General features: G+C 51.7%; 10 protein-coding genes. 2 read left to right on the plus strand and 8 right to left on the minus strand.

What is annotated here, in order from left to right:
• Positions 1 to 223 precede the first annotated feature (223 nt).
• A complete protein-coding gene (locus HF650_RS03405; protein WP_187801182.1) occupies positions 224 to 9574 on the minus strand; it encodes a hypothetical protein in 9351 nt (3116 codons plus the stop codon).
• Between the two features lie 228 nt (positions 9575 to 9802).
• The gene (locus HF650_RS03410) at positions 9803 to 10078 is read right to left on the minus strand and encodes a hypothetical protein (RefSeq protein WP_187801183.1); all 276 of its coding nucleotides are present in this window, start codon (positions 10076 to 10078) and stop codon (positions 9803 to 9805) included.
• A gap of 198 nt (positions 10079 to 10276) precedes the next feature.
• On the opposite strand from HF650_RS03410, the gene HF650_RS03415 reads away from it, so the two are divergent.
• Both HF650_RS03415 and HF650_RS03420 read left to right on the plus strand, forming a co-directional pair.
• The gene (locus HF650_RS03415) at positions 10277 to 11314 is read left to right on the plus strand and encodes a hypothetical protein (RefSeq protein WP_187801184.1); all 1038 of its coding nucleotides are present in this window, start codon (positions 10277 to 10279) and stop codon (positions 11312 to 11314) included.
• Positions 11315 to 11377: 63 nt separating this feature from the next.
• Positions 11378 to 11839 carry a hypothetical protein gene (locus HF650_RS03420; RefSeq protein WP_187801185.1) on the plus strand — a complete coding sequence of 154 codons (462 nt, stop codon included), beginning with the start codon at positions 11378 to 11380 and terminating at the stop codon, positions 11837 to 11839.
• Between the two features lie 19 nt (positions 11840 to 11858).
• Here HF650_RS03420 and HF650_RS03425 read toward each other — a convergent pair whose 3' ends face one another.
• The 6 genes from HF650_RS03425 to HF650_RS03450 form a co-directional block, all read right to left on the minus strand.
• Positions 11859 to 12134, minus strand: coding sequence for a hypothetical protein (locus HF650_RS03425; protein WP_128483722.1), 276 nt, complete (start codon positions 12132 to 12134; stop codon positions 11859 to 11861).
• 91 nt (positions 12135 to 12225) lie between these two features.
• Positions 12226 to 13536 carry an ABC transporter substrate-binding protein gene (locus tag HF650_RS03430; protein ID WP_187801186.1) on the minus strand — a complete coding sequence of 437 codons (1311 nt, stop codon included), beginning with the start codon at positions 13534 to 13536 and terminating at the stop codon, positions 12226 to 12228.
• Entirely contained in the window at positions 13529 to 14602 is a 1074-nt protein-coding gene (locus tag HF650_RS03435) for an ABC transporter ATP-binding protein (protein WP_187801187.1), read from the minus strand. Before HF650_RS03435 ends, HF650_RS03430 begins: the two co-directional genes overlap by 8 nt.
• Positions 14603 to 14606: 4 nt before the next feature.
• The gene (locus HF650_RS03440) at positions 14607 to 15431 is read right to left on the minus strand and encodes a phosphodiesterase (protein ID WP_187801188.1); all 825 of its coding nucleotides are present in this window, start codon (positions 15429 to 15431) and stop codon (positions 14607 to 14609) included.
• Positions 15432 to 15442: 11 nt separating this feature from the next.
• Positions 15443 to 16330 carry a carbohydrate ABC transporter permease gene (locus HF650_RS03445; RefSeq protein ID WP_187801189.1) on the minus strand — a complete coding sequence of 296 codons (888 nt, stop codon included), beginning with the start codon at positions 16328 to 16330 and terminating at the stop codon, positions 15443 to 15445.
• Positions 16320 to 17192 carry a sugar ABC transporter permease gene (locus tag HF650_RS03450; RefSeq protein ID WP_187801190.1) on the minus strand — a complete coding sequence of 291 codons (873 nt, stop codon included), beginning with the start codon at positions 17190 to 17192 and terminating at the stop codon, positions 16320 to 16322. Before HF650_RS03450 ends, HF650_RS03445 begins: the two co-directional genes overlap by 11 nt.
• Positions 17193 to 17802: the final 610 nt, after the last annotated feature.

Genomic DNA, 17802 nt, shown 5'->3' on the forward strand with positions numbered 1-17802 from the left:
GCTGTAACAGGGATTAACTGCGGGGGCAGTTTTTAATAAGTAGCAAAGGGAAGGGGGCCAACAAGGTAAATAGCCGCTTTTCAGATGTTTCATGCTACTAATACCGCCCCGGTCATACCGGGTTGATTACGCCAGAGTCGCTGGAAATATAACTGCGTCCCCGCACGTAATAAGAGGCGCCATAAGTGCTGATGACTTGAGCAGGGGGTAAATTGGTAACGAGTCAGCCTTCAAGATATTTATCGACCTGGGCCGCGGTATAGGTACTAAGCATCAGAATGTCCCAGCAGCGCATGGCAAAGGTTTCATCATCAGAAATAGTTTCGCTGATAAGGTCATTGAGTTCATTCTCTGTCACGCTTAGCCCGGTTTTATACTCAGGGTAATCTTTGAGGAACTGCCCAACCGTTGTGTCACCGTTCGCCAGTTTTGCAATATCCTCAAGCGTATTGTCAAAAAGATCGGCGCTACGACGCACCCGTTTCTCGACCTCTTTCCGCGGGAGTCGCAGCAGCTTTACCCACAAGTTGTGATTGCGGCTTTGCTGTTTTATTAGCTTCTCCACTTCAACGGTTGATAAGTCACTGGGCAGCCAGGTCCTGGCTCGGGTAAAAATGCTCCTGGTATTACGCATCCTCTCGCTGAAGTAAAAGGGGTAAGCCGTTACTTTTTTGTTCAGAATATTCGCCAGCACTTTTCCGGTAGGTAATGTGCCAAATGCGCCGAAGCAGGATTTGAGCTCGATATCTTTAATTTTTGACCAATCCACTTTAGTAGCTTCACGTAGCCCCAGACCACGAATAACCTCTGCAAGTTCAGAGGCATCCATTCCATTTACATTTGATGCAGCGCCATGCGCAGTAATCACTAATTTATTACTACTGACGGTAAAACTGGCGTCCTGCCCTAGCAGAGATTTCACACGTAGGTTAGTAAGTGAAATTTTGCCGACATAGACTTTACGGTTTTTAAATACCTCCTCAGATAACTGCTCCGCTTTGATGAGCGCCCGATCCGTTTTCAGACCCGCATCCAGGTGTCCGGGGTTAACCATAAGAAACTCACCATTTCCCAGGCTGTACATGATATGTCTTGTTGACGAGGCATCAGATGTTTTATCGAAAATTATCAATTGCCCTCTGGGCATGCTTGCCAACTGCTGCTTATTCACCGAGGCGGCATTAGTGAGTAAATGCGTTATAGGCTGGTGAGCAGTACCGGTAATGGTCGTTGATAACATGGGTTTTAATGCATCTCTTAAAGCCCGGGCCTGCTCCGGGGCCAGTTCTCCGGATTTGCTGAGCAATTCAGCGGTAGTGGCCGCGATATCACTGCTATCGGTGGTCGATAGCGAGGTATTTTCCGCCAGCGATTTTAGCGAAGGGTGCTCAAGCTGCAGCCCCTTTGGTCTACCAGCGATAATCTGCAGGTCTGGTAATTGCGCATTTCCGCTGCGTTTAAATGTCCCGTTCTGGAACTCTCCTAACTGCTCTGCGGTAATGATTTTTTTGCCATCGCCGAGACTGCTGTTAATGACGCTATTTTTGACCCCGGCGAAGCGTCCATTACCCAGGCTCACCATGACATGTATCGGACGTGGCCCTTTGCTTGGTAAATTGGGCGCTACCTCCATAAAGACAAGGATTTCACCCTGTTTGACATGCAGCAGATTCTCCTGACTGGTAATCACCTGGCTACTGGAAAAGAGACCATCTACGGCTCCGGGGGAAGAGGCCATCTCTCGTTGGTATCTGGTCGCCTGGCGAATGCCGGTGCGTAAAGTTGTCGCCGGGCCTTTAGCCAATAAGTGAGCGTTTTCCAGGAGATCCACCGCATAATCCCAGCTAACATTTGAAGTCTGCGTCGTAAGGTTACTGCGTCTTGCAGCCTCACGTACTGGATTGTGCAGTGATATCCCACCCGCCTTTTTTTGATTTGCCGCAGCCGCGGGAAGGTCGTCGGCAGTTTTTTTAGAGAAATACCAGACGGGGCGCTTGATCACTTTTGCATTCGGTAATCGACAATTTGGCCCTTCGGCAAAATATTTGCTATAAGCACCAAAATCAGTTCTTGCATCCGATGTTTTTTTGAAAGGGTAGTCAGCATAAATAATAAGTTTCCTTTCGGCGGTAACATTGCCATATTTTTGTGCCCACAACTCTTCAGGCATGATAATAGGTCCGCTTAACTCTTCAAATTGCCCATGAAATTGTCCGGCAGTAATATCAAAAGCATAATCTCGACCATCTTTAGTGCCAATAAGAAGAAAGTGGTTGCCGGGTTTGTCATCCATGCCGTTTACGTAAAAACCCATGGCGCGACAGCGAATATCGGTAAAACCTTTTTCCTCCATATATTTTCCGACCGGGATAATAACAGATTCACATTTCTCATTGGGTGATAATATAGCGCTATTGAGCTCCCTGTTTTTCTTTATCTCGTTAAGATGCGCCTGGGCGTCCACTTTATCGGTGCTGATAAGGTTCTCGGTTACTTTTTCTAAAGGGAAGCCTTCTCTTTGCGGCATTTCGCCCATAACGATATCCGGGTCTTTTATAGCTCCTCCGCGTAAGCCGCCGTAATTTTTATTGATCACCCATTTCCCATCCTCAAACACAATGGGTTCGCCATAACTGAAGCGCCCCGGGTTCTTAGGGTCGACGGTTCGCCAGGTATGCGCATAATCATCCCAGCGTATCTGGTAAATATTGTCATCTGATTTAATATAATAATTCCCTTTGCCTGGCCCGTCCGCTTTTGTTATATAAACGGTTACACCGCGCTCAGTACTTGGTGTTAAATCATCAATGGAGATCTCTGTATTAATATACTTTTTATTAATTCCTCTTCTGTTTATTGCTGTGGGCATGCCAGTGTTGAGGATTTTTTCAAAACCAGATAGCAGATCCTTTTTGGGTGTCGATTTTTTTAACAAGCTTCCGATATTAATCGGTAGAGCAAGGTCCAGAAGGGCGTTAACGCTTATTTTTGATAGTTGCGCTGCGTTGATAATACCCTGTTTACCCATCTCCTTGATGACAAATTTTTGTAGTCCTCTTCCGGTTAGCCCTTTTTTGGTTCCTTCACCAATAATTTGTCCGATCCCTTTTGCGTTTTTAAGCAGTGCCGCAGCTTTGGTTCCTGCCTGAGCTGCAACAAAGCAGACACCTACAACGTCTAACATAATTGATGAAGCATCAATCTTGTGTCCAGGATCATTTATCGCTCCCCGTATTTCAGCATAGAAAGGGACTAATATATCAGCGATTTTCTGAAAAACGGTTGCCTGGTATAACGCCTTTTTCCGGTTAGTGGCAGAGCGTTTCAGCACATCATGAAAAGCTTTATTTAATGTTTCTAATAATGTTTCTTGTGGTTGAACAGCGTTGAGTGAAAAATCATAAGTTAACCCGTAGTAAGTCTTATCCTTGAAGGGGTTGGTATAAGAAGCGTTATCGTTACTTTTGTATAAAGTGTTTTCAATGAGGTCATTGAATTCTTTCTTTTTCCTTGTTTCAAGGTTGCGATATATTCCGGTTTTTTTGTTTTTACTTTTAGGATCAAAATTATCGATGAAGAAAGACTCAAGAAATACGGACTCAATACCATGATAATGTACCTGTTCTGGTTTGAGATTGGCGATTTTATTCAACCAGATATTGGAAATCATTTCATAAGGAGAGAATGTTCTAATAAATAATGATTCCGAAAAAAGAGAAAAAAACACCCATCTGCCATCACTTAGTTCGATAAACAACATCGCACCGTCATGTTTGTTATTAACGTCCGATGACTGAAGGACATTGAAGTAGAAACGTTTTCTAATTTTAGATGTAATCTCATTTAAAGAAAGGCTTGAGGATAACAGTAAGTTTTTAGTGCTTTCACTTGCTTCGTAATCACTGTATTTCTCCTTATAGGTAGCAAACTGCTGGTAATACTCACTATCAGAGTTGAAATATTCGCTACCTAATAAATGCGCCAACGGAGTATAACCTTCAGGCATTTTCTTAATTTTCTGTAGTGGGTTTAAAACATAGGCATCAGCATAATAACCACTAATAACTTCATCAATATCAATGGTTTTTAGTAGCCTATAATTACCTTTGTTTTTTAGCAGCCAGTAGAACAGCGGTGCTAATAACTGATTGGTTTCGGTGTTATCATCGTCAGGAAAGGTAGTATTATAAAAATTTTCTGCCTGAATATTGCTCCATTCTATATCCTGATAACTATTCTTCAGTTGTGGAAACCTAATTGATGATTTCGAAATTTTTTGGATCAGCTCCTGGCTTAATGTCTGTCGTTTAATGAGCTGCATTACCATTGTTTTCGCTATACTCAACGCTTTTAAGTTATCAAGTTCAGCTTGAGTGTAAACGCCAGTGGCTGAATCCCTGATAGCGATTTTTTGTAGGGTAAGGTCAATCAACACTGATTCAGCTATTTTCAAGGTATTGTTGATACCCGATATCTTCCTCTTGCTGTCGAGGGATTTTTTTGCGAAGTCTATCGCTTCATTTACCAGACGATAATTACTTTCATAATTTTCTATTATTTCCTGATATTTCGCCTTTTGATCGAGAATCTGCTTTCTTAATGTGTTAAGTTGAGCAATTTTTGTCTCATGCGCTTTAATTTCGATTGCCAGCGAATCAATGTGAGGTTGAGTGAGCATAATGTGTTTATCTAGCGGTCGTGTAACTGGCATTGTTAGCCAATAAAGCCGATCCGCTTTTCGGTCAGCAAGAGCATCATGTTGTTCTTTAAGTTGCTTATCAATGCTGGCCGTGCTGAACTGAACAACCCTTTTTTTAGCCTCTTCAGCGGCAGTAAGGGCTTGTCGTGCAGCATAAATATAGCTGTTTTGTTCCTCCCCGCTTGAAAATTCTTCTTGGTATAGCGCAAGTAACTCCTCTTTCCAGTTATATTGTTTTTGTTCCTTATCCCGCTCAGGATCGTAGTAAGCAAGAGATTTTTGCAGTGCTGATACATTATTACTTAATAAGATGATATTACTAAGCTCATCGCTAATCGGTTTCTCATAAAGCCGATAGAATCCATCTTCGAGTATTACCTGTAAATCTCGCAGGAAGTTATCTAAAGAGGTAAAATTAGCGCTCCACAACAATGACTCCAGTGCAGCTTGTGTCTCATTATCAAGTCGAGCATCACTGACATCGTTTAACAGCCGACCTAAGTTGAAATCATCGGATATATTTTCGTCGTCATAATATTGCCATTCATTGCCATATTTACGAATGATAATCAACTTGCGTAAGCCATTGCTTTTTATTTCAATGCCCCCAACGTTCAGCTTTATCCAACTGAAGTTCCAGTAATGATTATCGAGGAAAATATAGTGCCGGCCCTTTTTATCCTGATAAACTTCGCCTTCTAAACCAGGCCCAGCATTAGCTGGACGTACAGATGAACGAAGATCCCATCTCTTCACCTCCTCGATTAAATCGTCAGATAGGGTGTTTCTTACTGCGTTATAGTCTGTGTCATCGGCCTCGTCTGATGTTTGGATAGGTATCCATGAACTGAGGGCGTAATTATAAGTTATGGTAAGATTCTCGCGTCCTCCTGCTTCATAGACTTCTCTGGTTTCTGTATCTTCAGGCCCTGTCATTAGAGGAGAGGTGACGTGCCAAAAATATCCGTTAGCTTGTAGGTAGCTTTGGCCTGAAGTGTTATCGGTAAATAATCCAGTTTTTGTTTTTTCTAATTTTTCCGCTGTAACTTTGGCCGCTTTCTTAGTATTGAAAAAGGTCTTAATATAGTCTTTGATACTAAAGTTGCCTGCAGTTTTCTCGCGTAATGTGTTAGTTTTAAATAAGGGGGTGAGCCCCCATTCTTGATTGGTTTTTCTTATGTTTATAAATTCCTTTTCTCCAAGCTCGAAATTATTTAATTCGATAACCGCTGTTGAATTTCCTGTGATAATAATTGGCCAGTAGAAGCCATAGAGATAGAAATAGGTTTTATTAGTTTTACTATCGACATAAATCTGTGCCTCTTTTCCTTTAACCATCTGGTCATAGTAAAAGGCACCATATATAGGCCAGTTTTTTGCTAATTTATAAAGATCGGCGGAAGCTGTATTGTTGGATAGCCCTACTAGTGATGCTGTGTCGCTGCTGGCTTTGTTATCTGGCTTATTAACAGCTTTAGCTGCTTCCGTTGCGCTACTTTCTGGCTCGATGGGAAGCGTGGGGTATTTATCTTTCACACTCTCTGCTGCCGTTGGGCGCCAGGTATTTTGGTCGCAATGGACCTCGATATTTATTTTGCTGCTTTTTGCATAGGGGTTTAATGTGATGATGCCACGTTGATTATCTTTAAGATGAATTGGCCAGAATTTATCATTTATATAAATGAAGTTTTTACCGCCATATGTATATATTGACCCTTCCTCTCCGCTTTTTAGATCTTCGTGCCAGAATGCCTGGCCAGTCGCTATTTTTTTCACCATCTCTTTTAAGTTGTCTGAAATCTGAGAGGTGATAATTCTGTTGTCACTTGTTGTCGATGTTAAACCTTCAGCGGCTTCACTATCCGGCACGAACCTTCTTACACGGTTGTGGAGTAATAATGGTACCCTCCTTCTGTCTGGGCCGACCTGTTCTGTTGTCTCTAAAGCTGTTTTTTCGTTTTCTGACGCTGTTGTTTCTATCGCCACAACATTCGTTTCTGTATCACCGACGTTTATAGTTTCAGCGGGGGATTCATTTATTGTTTCACTGGTTATTTCGTCGGTTAAGTCGTCTACGATCTCTTCTGGTAATTCTAAGGTCGCTTCTTCTGATTCTTCTTCATCAATGTTCATCATGCTGAACTGTTGAATCATGCGATTTATTCTTTCATGGCGCGCATTTGCCGCCTGCTCCCAGGCTTTCTGCATCGCGCGTTCCGCGCTGGCACGCACCACGGCGTTAACCCCGGCGTAACCGCCATACGCGAGTCCGTACCAGAGCGCCTCCTGCGGCAGGTCGACAACCACTTTTTTAGCCAGCGCTTTGGCGTAGGTTTTTTGGCCCTTAATCATCTGGCTACCGACAAGGGTGGCGGCCACGCCATAGCCCCCGGCCGGGGATAATGAGAGCGTCAGCCGGAAGGCCAGCTTCGACATCTCCTGATGAAACAGCCGGTTTCTGGCCCGCTCATTCGGCGGCCCTTCACCGAGCCGCACCCGGTTCATCGCCCGGAAATTTCTGTTCAGCGTCCAGCCGGTTTTCGCGCCGCGCAGGGCGATGCGCACGGGAAGGGAAACCGGCCCGGTCAGCAGTTTAAAGCCGCCTGACATTGCCGCTGACAGCGCACCGGTGAGGATTTTTTTCTCCGCCCAGTGCTGTACATCTGCGGAAATAGTGCGTGTTCCCGCCAGGATTTCCTCTGCCGTCGGCGGGTAGACTGTCGTTCCTTCAGCGGCATGTTTTAACGCCATCAAAATTTGTTTGAGCAGGCTTTCTGCCTGCGGATCGCTGCGGTCTGCAAAGTGGTGGCGGTGCCCGCTGATCAGCTCCATGAGTAATTTATCGAAGAGGACATTTGTGCGGGTGCGTTCATCGCCCGACAGGCCCGCAAGATAATCTTCCCTAAGCTTTTGTGCCCACTCTGCAATACCGCGGGCCAGCATGCCGCTGCGGGAGAAGTTATCCGGCGCCTGGCCGGTAAGGTGAATGGCCCGGGTTTTGACCTGCGTCTTGAGTGTTTTCAGCGTCTTCAGCCATGCGCCGATCTTCTCCTGTAGCGCTTCCCCGCCTTCATGCCCGTGGCCGCTCAGGCGTACGGCGGAAGCGTTAAGCTGACGCCCGATAACGTTCAGCGCTTCGACGGCCTGTATCACCGTTTCATCCATCCGCACAATCGCTTGCGCGTTTCCCGGCGTTGGGTTTGCACGCAATTCATCACTCAGAACAAAATAGAATTCGTTAAACCAGGCCGGCTCCGCGAGCCGGGTAAGGGGAGAGAGCAGGGACTCTATCTGTCCGGCCGCATTGTCGGCGATCTGCTGCCAGTGCGCTTTCTCTCCGGCAAGCCGCTGCGAGATCAGTTCATCCATCAACGGTGATTCATGAGGATCGGTGATTTCCCGACCGAGATGTTGCTGCTGCTGTACCGCTTCCTGGCGCACCCAGGCATACCCGGGCAGGAGTTTGAGCCGCCGCTCTGCCTGCTGAATCTCGTCAAGCAGCAGCAGGACGGTGTTGTGAATGGCCTGGCGGGTTCCCTCGCTGACGGACGGCGTCCGCTGCAGGCTGTGCTTTGCCCTGGAGGCTGCGCGGCTGACCTGGCCGGCGGAGGATTTCGCCAGCCAGGCGGAGGCTGCCCCGACAGCCCGCCCCTTTTTACGCCCCTTGTCCCAGACAACGTTTTTTATCCTGCCCGTTAAGCCGGAGTCATCTTTCTGCTCAGGCTGGGGGGCAGCAGGCGCGGGTTCCGTCCGCTGTTTCTCCTGTAAAAGGCGCGCGGCAACCGCACCCAGTGCATCAGCCAGCGGCACCATGCTGCCGGCGAGCCTGGCGCGTGCCGAACTGCCCCGGCGGGCAGTTGCATGCACGGCGGCAATCAGCGGATTCCCGGCAATGGCGCTCCCGGTGGGAGCATCATCAACAGCCTTCAGATAGCGGACATAGCGCTGATAGCCCTGGCTCCAGTGCATAAGCTGCTCCGGATGTATCTGCCCGGTGCCGGACTCAGCAAGCAGCATATCCAGTGCGGCGGTTCGTGCTTCCCGGGCGCCTTCAAGCAGCGTCTGCGCCCGGGTCAGCAGATGACCTGCTAACCGCTGGCGGGTAATACGGCTTTCGGCGGCCAGCGAGGCTTTTAACAGGCTGAATTTTTTAAACTCCGCGTTAAGCGCGTTGCTCTGCGCGAAGAGTAAACTGTCGAGTTTCTGCCGGTTGCGCCCTGCGCCCGGTTTCTCCTGCGGGAAAAGCCGCTCAGCCGCCCGGTTAACCAGCTGCTCACGCTGTTCGCGCGCCGTCTGCTCAATCTCCTCTTCCCAGTTCAGCGTGCTCACTTTGCGGATGGCGCTGATATCGTCCAGCGCGGCGCTCAGGTGGTGAATAACGGCATTGACCACGGGCAGTGTCTGGAGCAGATCCGGGGGAAGCGCCGCTTCAGATCGGATGGTGGAATCAAGGGTATCGATAAAACGCCGGGCGGGTTTTAGCAGCGCTTCGGGAATATTTTGTGACTCTTTTTGCAGAGTCTCCTCGATTTTATGCAGCGCGTTTGTTTCCAGATTTATGGAGTTATAACCCTGCCTATGAAATTCAATCAGCTGAGGCAGCTTTTTATTTAAAGCCTCTTCAATAAAATCGCTCAGATGTTGTTTTTTATTTTCGTCAGGCGGGTTGCTGATGTTTGTCGGGCTACCTGATGGCTGATGGGTAATATCCTCTGAGTCGTCGAGGAAAAATTCATAAATATCAGCAGCAAGCTGTGAATAATTATTTTTTAACCATGAATCCGGATACGCCTCCGGCAGCTCAGTATCAAAAAGATCGGCCATGTCGCGTGTCGTGTCGGGCAAACTTTTGGAAAGAATATCGTGGTCAGACATGGTAGGCCCCTGATAATCATCATCTTACGCCTGAAAGATGAAAGAGGTGAACGCTTAAAATGGTGGTGAAACGAACGGACTGCGAAGGTGATTTTTAAGAATTAGCAAAGGGGGGAGGTGCTTCAAGGTAAAGAGTTTTTTTTCGGATGTTTCACGCGATAAATATCGAAGCCACAATCCAGGCGCGTCAGCAGCGATTTCGGCTGGCGATCCCGCTGCTGGCAGGCATTATGCTGTTATATCCGCCCGCAGTATCGCCAGATGGGTCTCGATGCGCTCAACAAGCGTGTCAACGCTGCCGTCATGCGCCAGCTCGTGGAGCTGAACTCTGAAACCGATCGCTTTAATGGCTTCATCTTCAGCGAGCGTGATCGTACCGTTAGTTTTTGGATAGCCGCGATAGCTGTCCCACAGCGTGTAAGGGGAGTGGTAGGTTCCGTTTTCACAGGCGGCGAAGAGATAAATTTCAATAAAGCTTGTTGCATTTTCTGGGGCTGTTTTCAACGCGCTGGCGAGGGGTTTTTCATTTTCGCCATACTGTTCGTGGCGCTGCTCCCAGGCAAGCTCGCTGTCCGTTACCAGGCGGAAATCAATAACGGAGAGCCTTTCCTTTAATCTCAGCCATGGTTTAAGACATTCTGGTAGTTATCGAGACGACAAGTTTGTCTTACACTCGGCGGGTTACGTCGTGAGGAGAAGAGGATGAGTGAGTACTGGTGGCAAGATCTGCATGACCGTCAGGATCGCTGGCAGGGGCTGGAGTTGGTGGTGCGCGAAGGCAACGGCCAGGCGATGGAGATGCAGAGCGGCAACAATGGGCGCATGGCGCTGCAGGTCAATGGTGAACCTCTCTTCTGGGCGACGATGCTAAACGATCACTCCGGCGTCTGGCTGGTGTTTAACGCCGAGCACCCCGGCCAGGATCTGCTGCTGCCTGCCATCAACTCGGCGGACGTAGAAAGCGCCAAACGGGCAGGCGAAGAGAACTGGATCAGCCACTGGTGCCGCTACTTTGCCCGTGAATTGATGGAAGCGCCCGTTCCGCTGTTGCCGCCGCGCCGCTGGCTGCTGCGCCCGATGCTGGCGGCAAAGCCGCAGGCACCCTATGTTTGTGACCGCAAAGTGCCGCGCGAGGAGTGGCGTTTTGTGACGCCCGACCACAGCACCTATATCGGCGTGAACTGGTCGCTCTACAGCGAAGATTTTCCCGATCTGCAAAACCCGGAGAAGGTGAAGTGGGTTGACTGGTGGTGGGGCGGTCATCTGCTGCTCAGCCGCTATCCGGTGGATGCCGAGTCCGGCCGCGTGAAGTGGTGGCGCAAGAAGTGCCGCGAAAACGCGCTGCCGCCGATTCTGGTGTGGTATATCGCCGGGCTGGCGTCGTTCGTCATTCTTGATGGCCACGACCGGTTACAGGCCGCGCTGGCAGAAGAGTATCAGCCGCAGTTTCTGGTGCTGAGCGAACTGAGTGAGCAGTCGTGGACGCCCGATGAAGCGTCGCGCGAAAAAGTCCTGCGTTCGCTGGCTATCCAGCAAGAGAGAAGCAAGAAAACCCCGGCCAATATCGATGCGATGAACCAGACGCTGATAAACCTCTACGATACGCGTTATCTCTACGCTCCGACGCATAGCCGTGCGGTGCTCGGCGATGGCTCCGGCTGGGAGCGTCAGGTGAAAACCTATCTGCAGCGCCATCAGCTTGATGCGTTTATCGAGAAGATTATGGCGCGTGAAGAGTAGGTGAGAAGCAAAGCGCACCGTCAAAAATGGTGCAACGAGGCGCAGCATAAAAAGGAGAGGGTGATGCGCAAAACGTCTAAATCTGTATCTTTAATCTTAAGCGTAGTGAAGTGGGTCAGCCTGTTTGCGGTTTCCCTTGCTCTGGTTCTCTTTTTTTTACTCTGGCTGATGCTATCAAGGCTGGGGGAGACCACGGTCTATACCGAGCGTAACCTATGGGATTACAACACGTTGACCGAAAAGGCAATTGCGCAGGCTCCGCGTATCACCACGAGGTATCATTTTGAATTTCATAATGGTGACGGTTATCCCTCCATCAACAGCATCATCTTTGAGAATGCCAGCAAAGAGAGTATCGAGGCGCTGCGGCAGTACATTCAAAGCCTCGGCTATGAGCGCGATCCGCATCCGATAACCAGTACAGAAGAGTGGCGAAAACACGGCGACCCGGCAGCAGAGACCTTTTCACTCTATTACGATGCGCAAACCCGCCAGGCGACGCTAAGTATGACACTGCTGCGTTAGTGAGTGCTTACTGGAGGCGCTATCGTCTGCGCTTACAAATATGTTTATCCCGATGGCCTCTATAGCCGATGCACTCCCCTGTTTCAGGATCGACGTAATATTTAAACGGCGAGGGTAAAAATTGCTCATTGAAGGGTGCGTCCAGCGGTGGCGCGATATTGGTATTGATTTCCCAGTACCGCTTGTTGTCACTTTCAACGAGCGAAGCCACGTGGTAGGCCTCATCCCAGCCGTTTTCGAAATTTTCATTCGCCCAGGCTTTCGCCGAGGCGAGTGCGGTTTTTTCGTCAATCATGCGCCTTCTCCTTAAGCCAGAATGGGCTAATCATGAACTTTTTCAGCCAGTAAGCAAACCCATCCCGCTTCCCTGCGGGCCTGCAAATCCCCTATTTCACCGCCTGCAGCGCCGTTTTATCGACGTAGGGCTTCATCAGCGTATCCGCCTCTTTTTGTGCGGCGGCGGCCGCGGCTTCCGGCGTCACTTTCTCATCGTTTACCACCGCGGCGAGTTGGTTCTCCATTGCCTTGCGTACGGCGACGGTTTCATAAGTGGAGTACCACGGGTGCGCATACTGTAGCTGCTCCAGCGCAATCGCCGCGCGCGGGTCCTGCTTGAGATAGGCCTTCATCTCCGGCGTATCGTAGGTCGCTTTCAGCGGCGAGAAGTAGCCGGTAAAGCGGCTCCATGCGCCGTTGACCTCCGGGCTGATAAGGTAGGTCATAAATTGATAAGCCGCTTTTTTCTGCGCGTCTGAAATGCCTTTAAAGCTCACCAGGCTGGCACCGCCAATCGGCACCGCGCGCTGCAGCTGGGCAGGCATCATCGCTACGCCCAGCTCAAACCCTTTGCTGTTCTCGCGCATAAAACCGAGTGCGCCGGTGCTCAACATCGTCATCCCGACCTTGCCGGAGAAGAAGGCGGCGCTGATCTGCTTTGAGTTCAGCACGCCGGAGGGCATCACTTTCTCTTTGTAGATCAGATCCTGCCAGAAGCGCAGCGCGCCAATGGTGGTCGGCGCGTTGTAATAGACTTCGCCGGGGAAGTTCTCGTTGAAGTAGTTGCCGCCATTGGCGCGTACCAGCGAGGAGAAGATCCAGCCGCCGTAATCATCATTGGTGGAGGGGAGCATAATGCCCCACTGGCCTTTGCTCTGATCTGTCAGCTTTTTCGCATCCTCCAGCAGCGTTTTCCAGTCTTGCGGCGGCTGAGTGATGCCCGCCTGCGCAAACAGCGTTTTGTTGTAGTAGAGGATCGGCGTCGAGTTATGGAATGGAATGGTATAGGTCACGCCCATCACCTGCGCATTCTTATGCATCGCAGGCCAGAAGGCGCTTTGCAGGAAATCGCCCGCCTTTTTATCGCCATATTTGAACAGCTCATCCATCGGCAGGATCTCATCTTTCAGCGCCAGATCGGTGGTGAAGTTGGCAGACATAATCACCAGCGCAGGCGGTTGGCCTGCCTTTTGCGCGGACTCGGCTTTCATTTTGGTGGTGTCGTAGTTGCCGGTAAAAATGCCGCGCACCTCGACCTCTTTTTGCGAGTCGTTAAAGGCTTTAATGATGCGCGTCATCTCCATCGTCAGCTTGCCGTCGACCGGTGCCGGAAACATAAAGTCGATCTTCTCCTGCGCCGCCGCATTGGCGCTTATCGCAAGGGTTATGCCGTAAGTAAGCGCTCGCATTAGCTTATGCATGGTCTCTCTCCTGGTGTAAATTACGCTGCGTATCGGCAGCAAAAAGGTGGCAATCAAACGGTGCAAAACCGACGCTGAGCGTCTCCCCTTTGTTAGGAACATCGCCCCGGTGGCGGCGGATATAGCGCAGGTTGCCAATCGGCGTGGTGACATGCAGCTGGTAATCTGCGCCCATCAGTTCGCGCTGGGTAACGGTGGCAGGCAGTGTTAGTTGGCCTGCTTCTGGCGTATCGATGATGTGTTCCGGGCGAATGCCGAGCCACACCTCTGCATGATGTTGGGCGTGAGCCGGCAGCGGCAGGCGCTGCTCGCCCAGCAGCACGTCACCCCCGGCACAGGGCAGCCGTAGCAGGTTCATCGCCGGTGAGCCGATAAAGCCAGCGACAAAGAGGTTTGCCGGGTGGGCATAGAGATCTTCCGGGCGGCCCACCTGTTGCACATGCCCGCCATTCATCACCACGATGCGGTCGGCCATCGACATTGCTTCGGTCTGATCGTGGGTGACGTAGATGGTGCTTATCTGTAACTGCTGGTGCATCGCCATGATGCTGTCGCGCACGTCGCTGCGCAGGCGGGCATCGAGGTTGGAGAGCGGTTCATCCATCAAAAAGAGCTTCGGGTTGCGCACGATGGCGCGCGCCATCGCCACGCGCTGGCGCTGGCCGCCGGAGAGCTTCGCCGGTTTTCTCTCCAGCAGCGTATCGAGTTCCAGCATTTGCGCCACCCGCTCCAGCCGCGGCTGCCAGCTTGATCGCTCTTCGTTGCGCACCTTCATGCCGAAGGTGATGTTGTCGCGCACAGAAAGATGCGGGAAGAGGGCGTAGTTCTGGAAAATCATCGCAAAGTTGCGATCGCGCGGCGAAAGAGAAGTGATCTGCTGATTATCGAGCCAGATCTCCCCGCTGCTGACGCTCTCCAATCCGGCGATCAGCCGCAGCAGCGTGCTCTTGCCGCAGCCGGACGGCCCGACCAGCACGACAAATTCACCGTCGGCAATCTCCAGCGACACCGCGCGCAGCGCCGCATTGCCCTCAAAACGTTTACTTACCTGATTGAGTCTTAACATGGTTTTAGCGCTCATCCACCGGGCAGCTGATCTGCGGGTTGTAGAGCCACGGGCCGGGGTAGTGAGAAAGTGAATGCAGGTAGCTAACCCACTGCTCGCCAACCTGGCGGTGCATCAGACAGGCGGGCGGCGACATATCGTAATAGGGGCGGGTATCTTCGTGGCAGTACGGCACCTGGTGCACGGTGGCGGGTATGGTGGCAATCGTCGTCTGGCGATACTGGGTCATGGTCAGGCTGTGGTTATGGCCACAGAAGATGCGCGTCAGCGCCGGGAAACGCTCAATCAGATTTAACAGCAGATGGCCATTTTCGCAGGCGATACGATCCATCTGCGCATTGCCGAGCGGCAGCGGCGGGTGATGCATAAAGAGCGCGGTAGGCCGATCTCTACTCTGTGTAAGCTGCGCCTCCAGCCAGTTCAGCGTCTCCGGTGTCAGCCAGCCTTTTGACTCGCCGGCGAGGCTTGTATCAATAAACAGCAGGCGAGTGGCGAACTCATCAATCGCGTAACGCATATTGTGCGCATCGCTGCCCAGCTGCGGGCAGAGCGGGTGCATATACTCAAGAAAGTGCGCTTTGTCGTCGTGATTGCCGGGAATGACAAACAGCGGATAGTCGAGGCTGCCGAGCACCTGGCGCGCCACGCGGTACTCCGCAGGCTGGCCGCAGTTGACGATATCGCCGCTGATCACCACCGCGTCCGGGCGCTCGCGCAGGGCGTTGAGCTGGCACACCACATCGGCGTTACCGGCATTGACGTCAATAAACCCATACAGCTTCTGATGCTGGCTGCGAAAGTGGGTGTCGGAAATTTGCGCTAAAAACATCACTGCACTCCTTATTTAATGCCGGAGAAGCCAAAGCTTCGAAGAAATTGTTTCTGGAACGCGATGAAGGCGATCATTAGCGGCAGGCAGACCATCAGCGTTCCGGCGCTGATTACCCCCCACTGCCCGCCGGACTCCGCGCCCATGGCGAAGGAGACCAGCCCGACCGTCAGCACCTGCTTATCGGGATCGTTGAGCATCATTAGCGGCCATAAATACTCGTTCCAGTGATAGGTAATGCTGACGGTGGCGAAGGCGAGCAGCGACGGCCAGGACATCGGCAGCATCACGCGGAACAGCACCTGCCACCAGCGGCAGCCCTCCATCAGCGCCGCCTCTTCAATCTCTTTCGGGATGGCGAGAAAGGCCTGGCGCATCAGGAACACGCCAAACGCCGAGGTAAAGTAGGGCATCATCACGCCGGTTAAGGTGTTGAGCAGGCCGAAGGTTTTCAGCGTCAGCATGTTGGGGATCATCATCACCACCGGCATGATCATCAACTGCACCAGAAAGAGTACGAACAGCGTCTGCTTGCCGCGAAACTCATGGCAGGCGAAGACATACCCGGCGGTCGTGATGGTAAACAGCTGTACGAAGAAGGTGCCGAAGGCGAAAATCAGCGTATTGCCATAGAGGCTCAGCCAGTCGGCGCTGTTCCACGCCTCACGGAAGTTATCCAGCGTCAGCGGGAAGCGCGGCAGGATCGAGGCCATCTCTTCGCCGAAGGTGGTAGTGCTGAAAGCGGACGACAGCATCCAGATAAACGGGCTGATCCACAGCAGCGCCAGGCAGCTCATCAGCAGCGCAAGGGTAAACGAGCGGGAGTGGCGCAGACGCAGCCAGCGCGGGCGGGCAACCGCAGCCGTCGAATTGAGGGCAGGCGAGATCTCAACGCTCATAGTGCGCTCCTCTTTCCAGTAATTTCAGGTTAACCAGCGAAAAGATGAACAGGCCGACCAGCGTTAAAAAGGTGGCCGCCGAGGCTTTACCGAGATCGTGCGTCTCCCAGGCGAGATTCTGGATGTAGTAGAGCAGCACGGTGGTGGCGTTATCCGGCCCGCCGTGAGTCATCACCGCAACATGATCGATCTGCGTTACGGAGTAGATCAGCGCCGTGGTGAGCACAAAGCTCAGGGTCGGGCGCAGCAGCGGCAGTGTCACTTTGAAAAAGACCTGCGTTGGCGTTGCGCCCTCCATCACCGCCGCTTCACGCGTGGAAGCGGGAATACCCTGCAAGCCGGCGAGAAAGAAGAGCATGTAGTAGCCGGCGAATTTCCATACGCCAATCAGCGCCAGCGCAAACAGGGCGCTGTTGCTGCGGCCGAGCCAGTTGTTATTCATCGGGCCAAAGAGGGCGGCCAGGTAGTGATCGAGCATGCCGAGGCCGGGCATAAAGATAAACAGCCAGAGTGCTGCGGCGCTGACCATCGGGATAATCATCGGGAAGAAAAAGGCGGTACGCAGCCAGCGGTTGACGCGGTGGTTTTCCCACAGTGCGACGGCCAGCAGCAGCGCCAACGTGACGCCCGGGATCACCGTCAGCAGGATGTAGAGCAGGTTATTGAGCAGCGATTGCCAGAATGCGCTGTCCGCCAGCAGGCGCGTAAAGTTAGCCGCGCCGACAAAGGGCGGGTTGTCGCTCGCCATGCGCGTATCAAACAGGCTGTCGTAGACCGAGCGCAGCAGGGGGAAGTAGGTGAACAGCGCCAGGAACAGCAGCGACGGCGAGAGGATAAGCCAGGGAAGCCAGTACTTTTTCATAGTTGCCTGAAAAAAACGTCACGGGTTTCGAAAGCGGGCATTGTGTGAAACCAATGCTGCAAAAGCATGGCGTGCAGGTGACTGTTTAATGAAGCGGAAGTACGGGGAGCATGCCGGGTGGCGGCTACGCCTTACCCGGCCTACGAAAAGCGAGGCTTCAACGCGTAGGCCCGATAAGCGCAGCGCCATCGGGCAATGCAGGGGAGGTGCCGGGTGGCGGCTACGCCTTACCCGGCCTACGAAAAGCGAGGCTTCAACGCGTAGGCCTGATAAGCGTAAGCGCCATCGGGCAATGCAGGGGAGGTGCCGGGTGGCGGCTACGCCTTACCCGGCCTACGAAAAGCAAGGATCAACACGTAGGCCCGATAAGCGTAAGCGCCATCGGGCAATGCAGGGGAGATGCCGGGTGGCGGCTACGCCTTACCCGGCCTACGAAAAGCAAGGCTTCAACGCGTAGGCCTGATAAGCGTAAGCGCCATCGGGCAATGCAGAGGAGATGCCGGGTGGCGGCTACGCCTTACCCGGCCTACGAAAAGCGAGGCTTCAACGCGTAGGCCCGATAAGCGTAAGCGCCATCGGGCAGTGCAGAGGAGATACCGAGTGGCGGCTA

The sequence above is a fragment of the Kosakonia sp. SMBL-WEM22 genome (assembly GCF_014490785.1).
Classification (GTDB): Bacteria; Pseudomonadota; Gammaproteobacteria; order Enterobacterales; family Enterobacteriaceae; genus Kosakonia.

Excerpts from the sequence above, each read along its gene's own strand:
- HF650_RS03405 (WP_187801182.1), bottom strand. The coding sequence starts at position 9,574 with ATGTCTGACCACGATATTCTTTCCAAAAGTTTGCCCGACACGACACGC.
- HF650_RS03415 (WP_187801184.1), top strand. The coding sequence starts at position 10,277 with ATGAGTGAGTACTGGTGGCAAGATCTGCATGACCGTCAGGATCGCTGG.
- HF650_RS03420 (WP_187801185.1), top strand. The coding sequence starts at position 11,378 with ATGCGCAAAACGTCTAAATCTGTATCTTTAATCTTAAGCGTAGTGAAG.
- HF650_RS03425 (WP_128483722.1), bottom strand. The coding sequence starts at position 12,134 with ATGATTGACGAAAAAACCGCACTCGCCTCGGCGAAAGCCTGGGCGAAT.
- HF650_RS03430 (WP_187801186.1), bottom strand. The coding sequence starts at position 13,536 with ATGCATAAGCTAATGCGAGCGCTTACTTACGGCATAACCCTTGCGATA.
- HF650_RS03435 (WP_187801187.1), bottom strand. The coding sequence starts at position 14,602 with ATGTTAAGACTCAATCAGGTAAGTAAACGTTTTGAGGGCAATGCGGCG.
- HF650_RS03440 (WP_187801188.1), bottom strand. The coding sequence starts at position 15,431 with ATGTTTTTAGCGCAAATTTCCGACACCCACTTTCGCAGCCAGCATCAG.
- HF650_RS03445 (WP_187801189.1), bottom strand. The coding sequence starts at position 16,330 with ATGAGCGTTGAGATCTCGCCTGCCCTCAATTCGACGGCTGCGGTTGCC.
- HF650_RS03450 (WP_187801190.1), bottom strand. The coding sequence starts at position 17,192 with ATGAAAAAGTACTGGCTTCCCTGGCTTATCCTCTCGCCGTCGCTGCTG.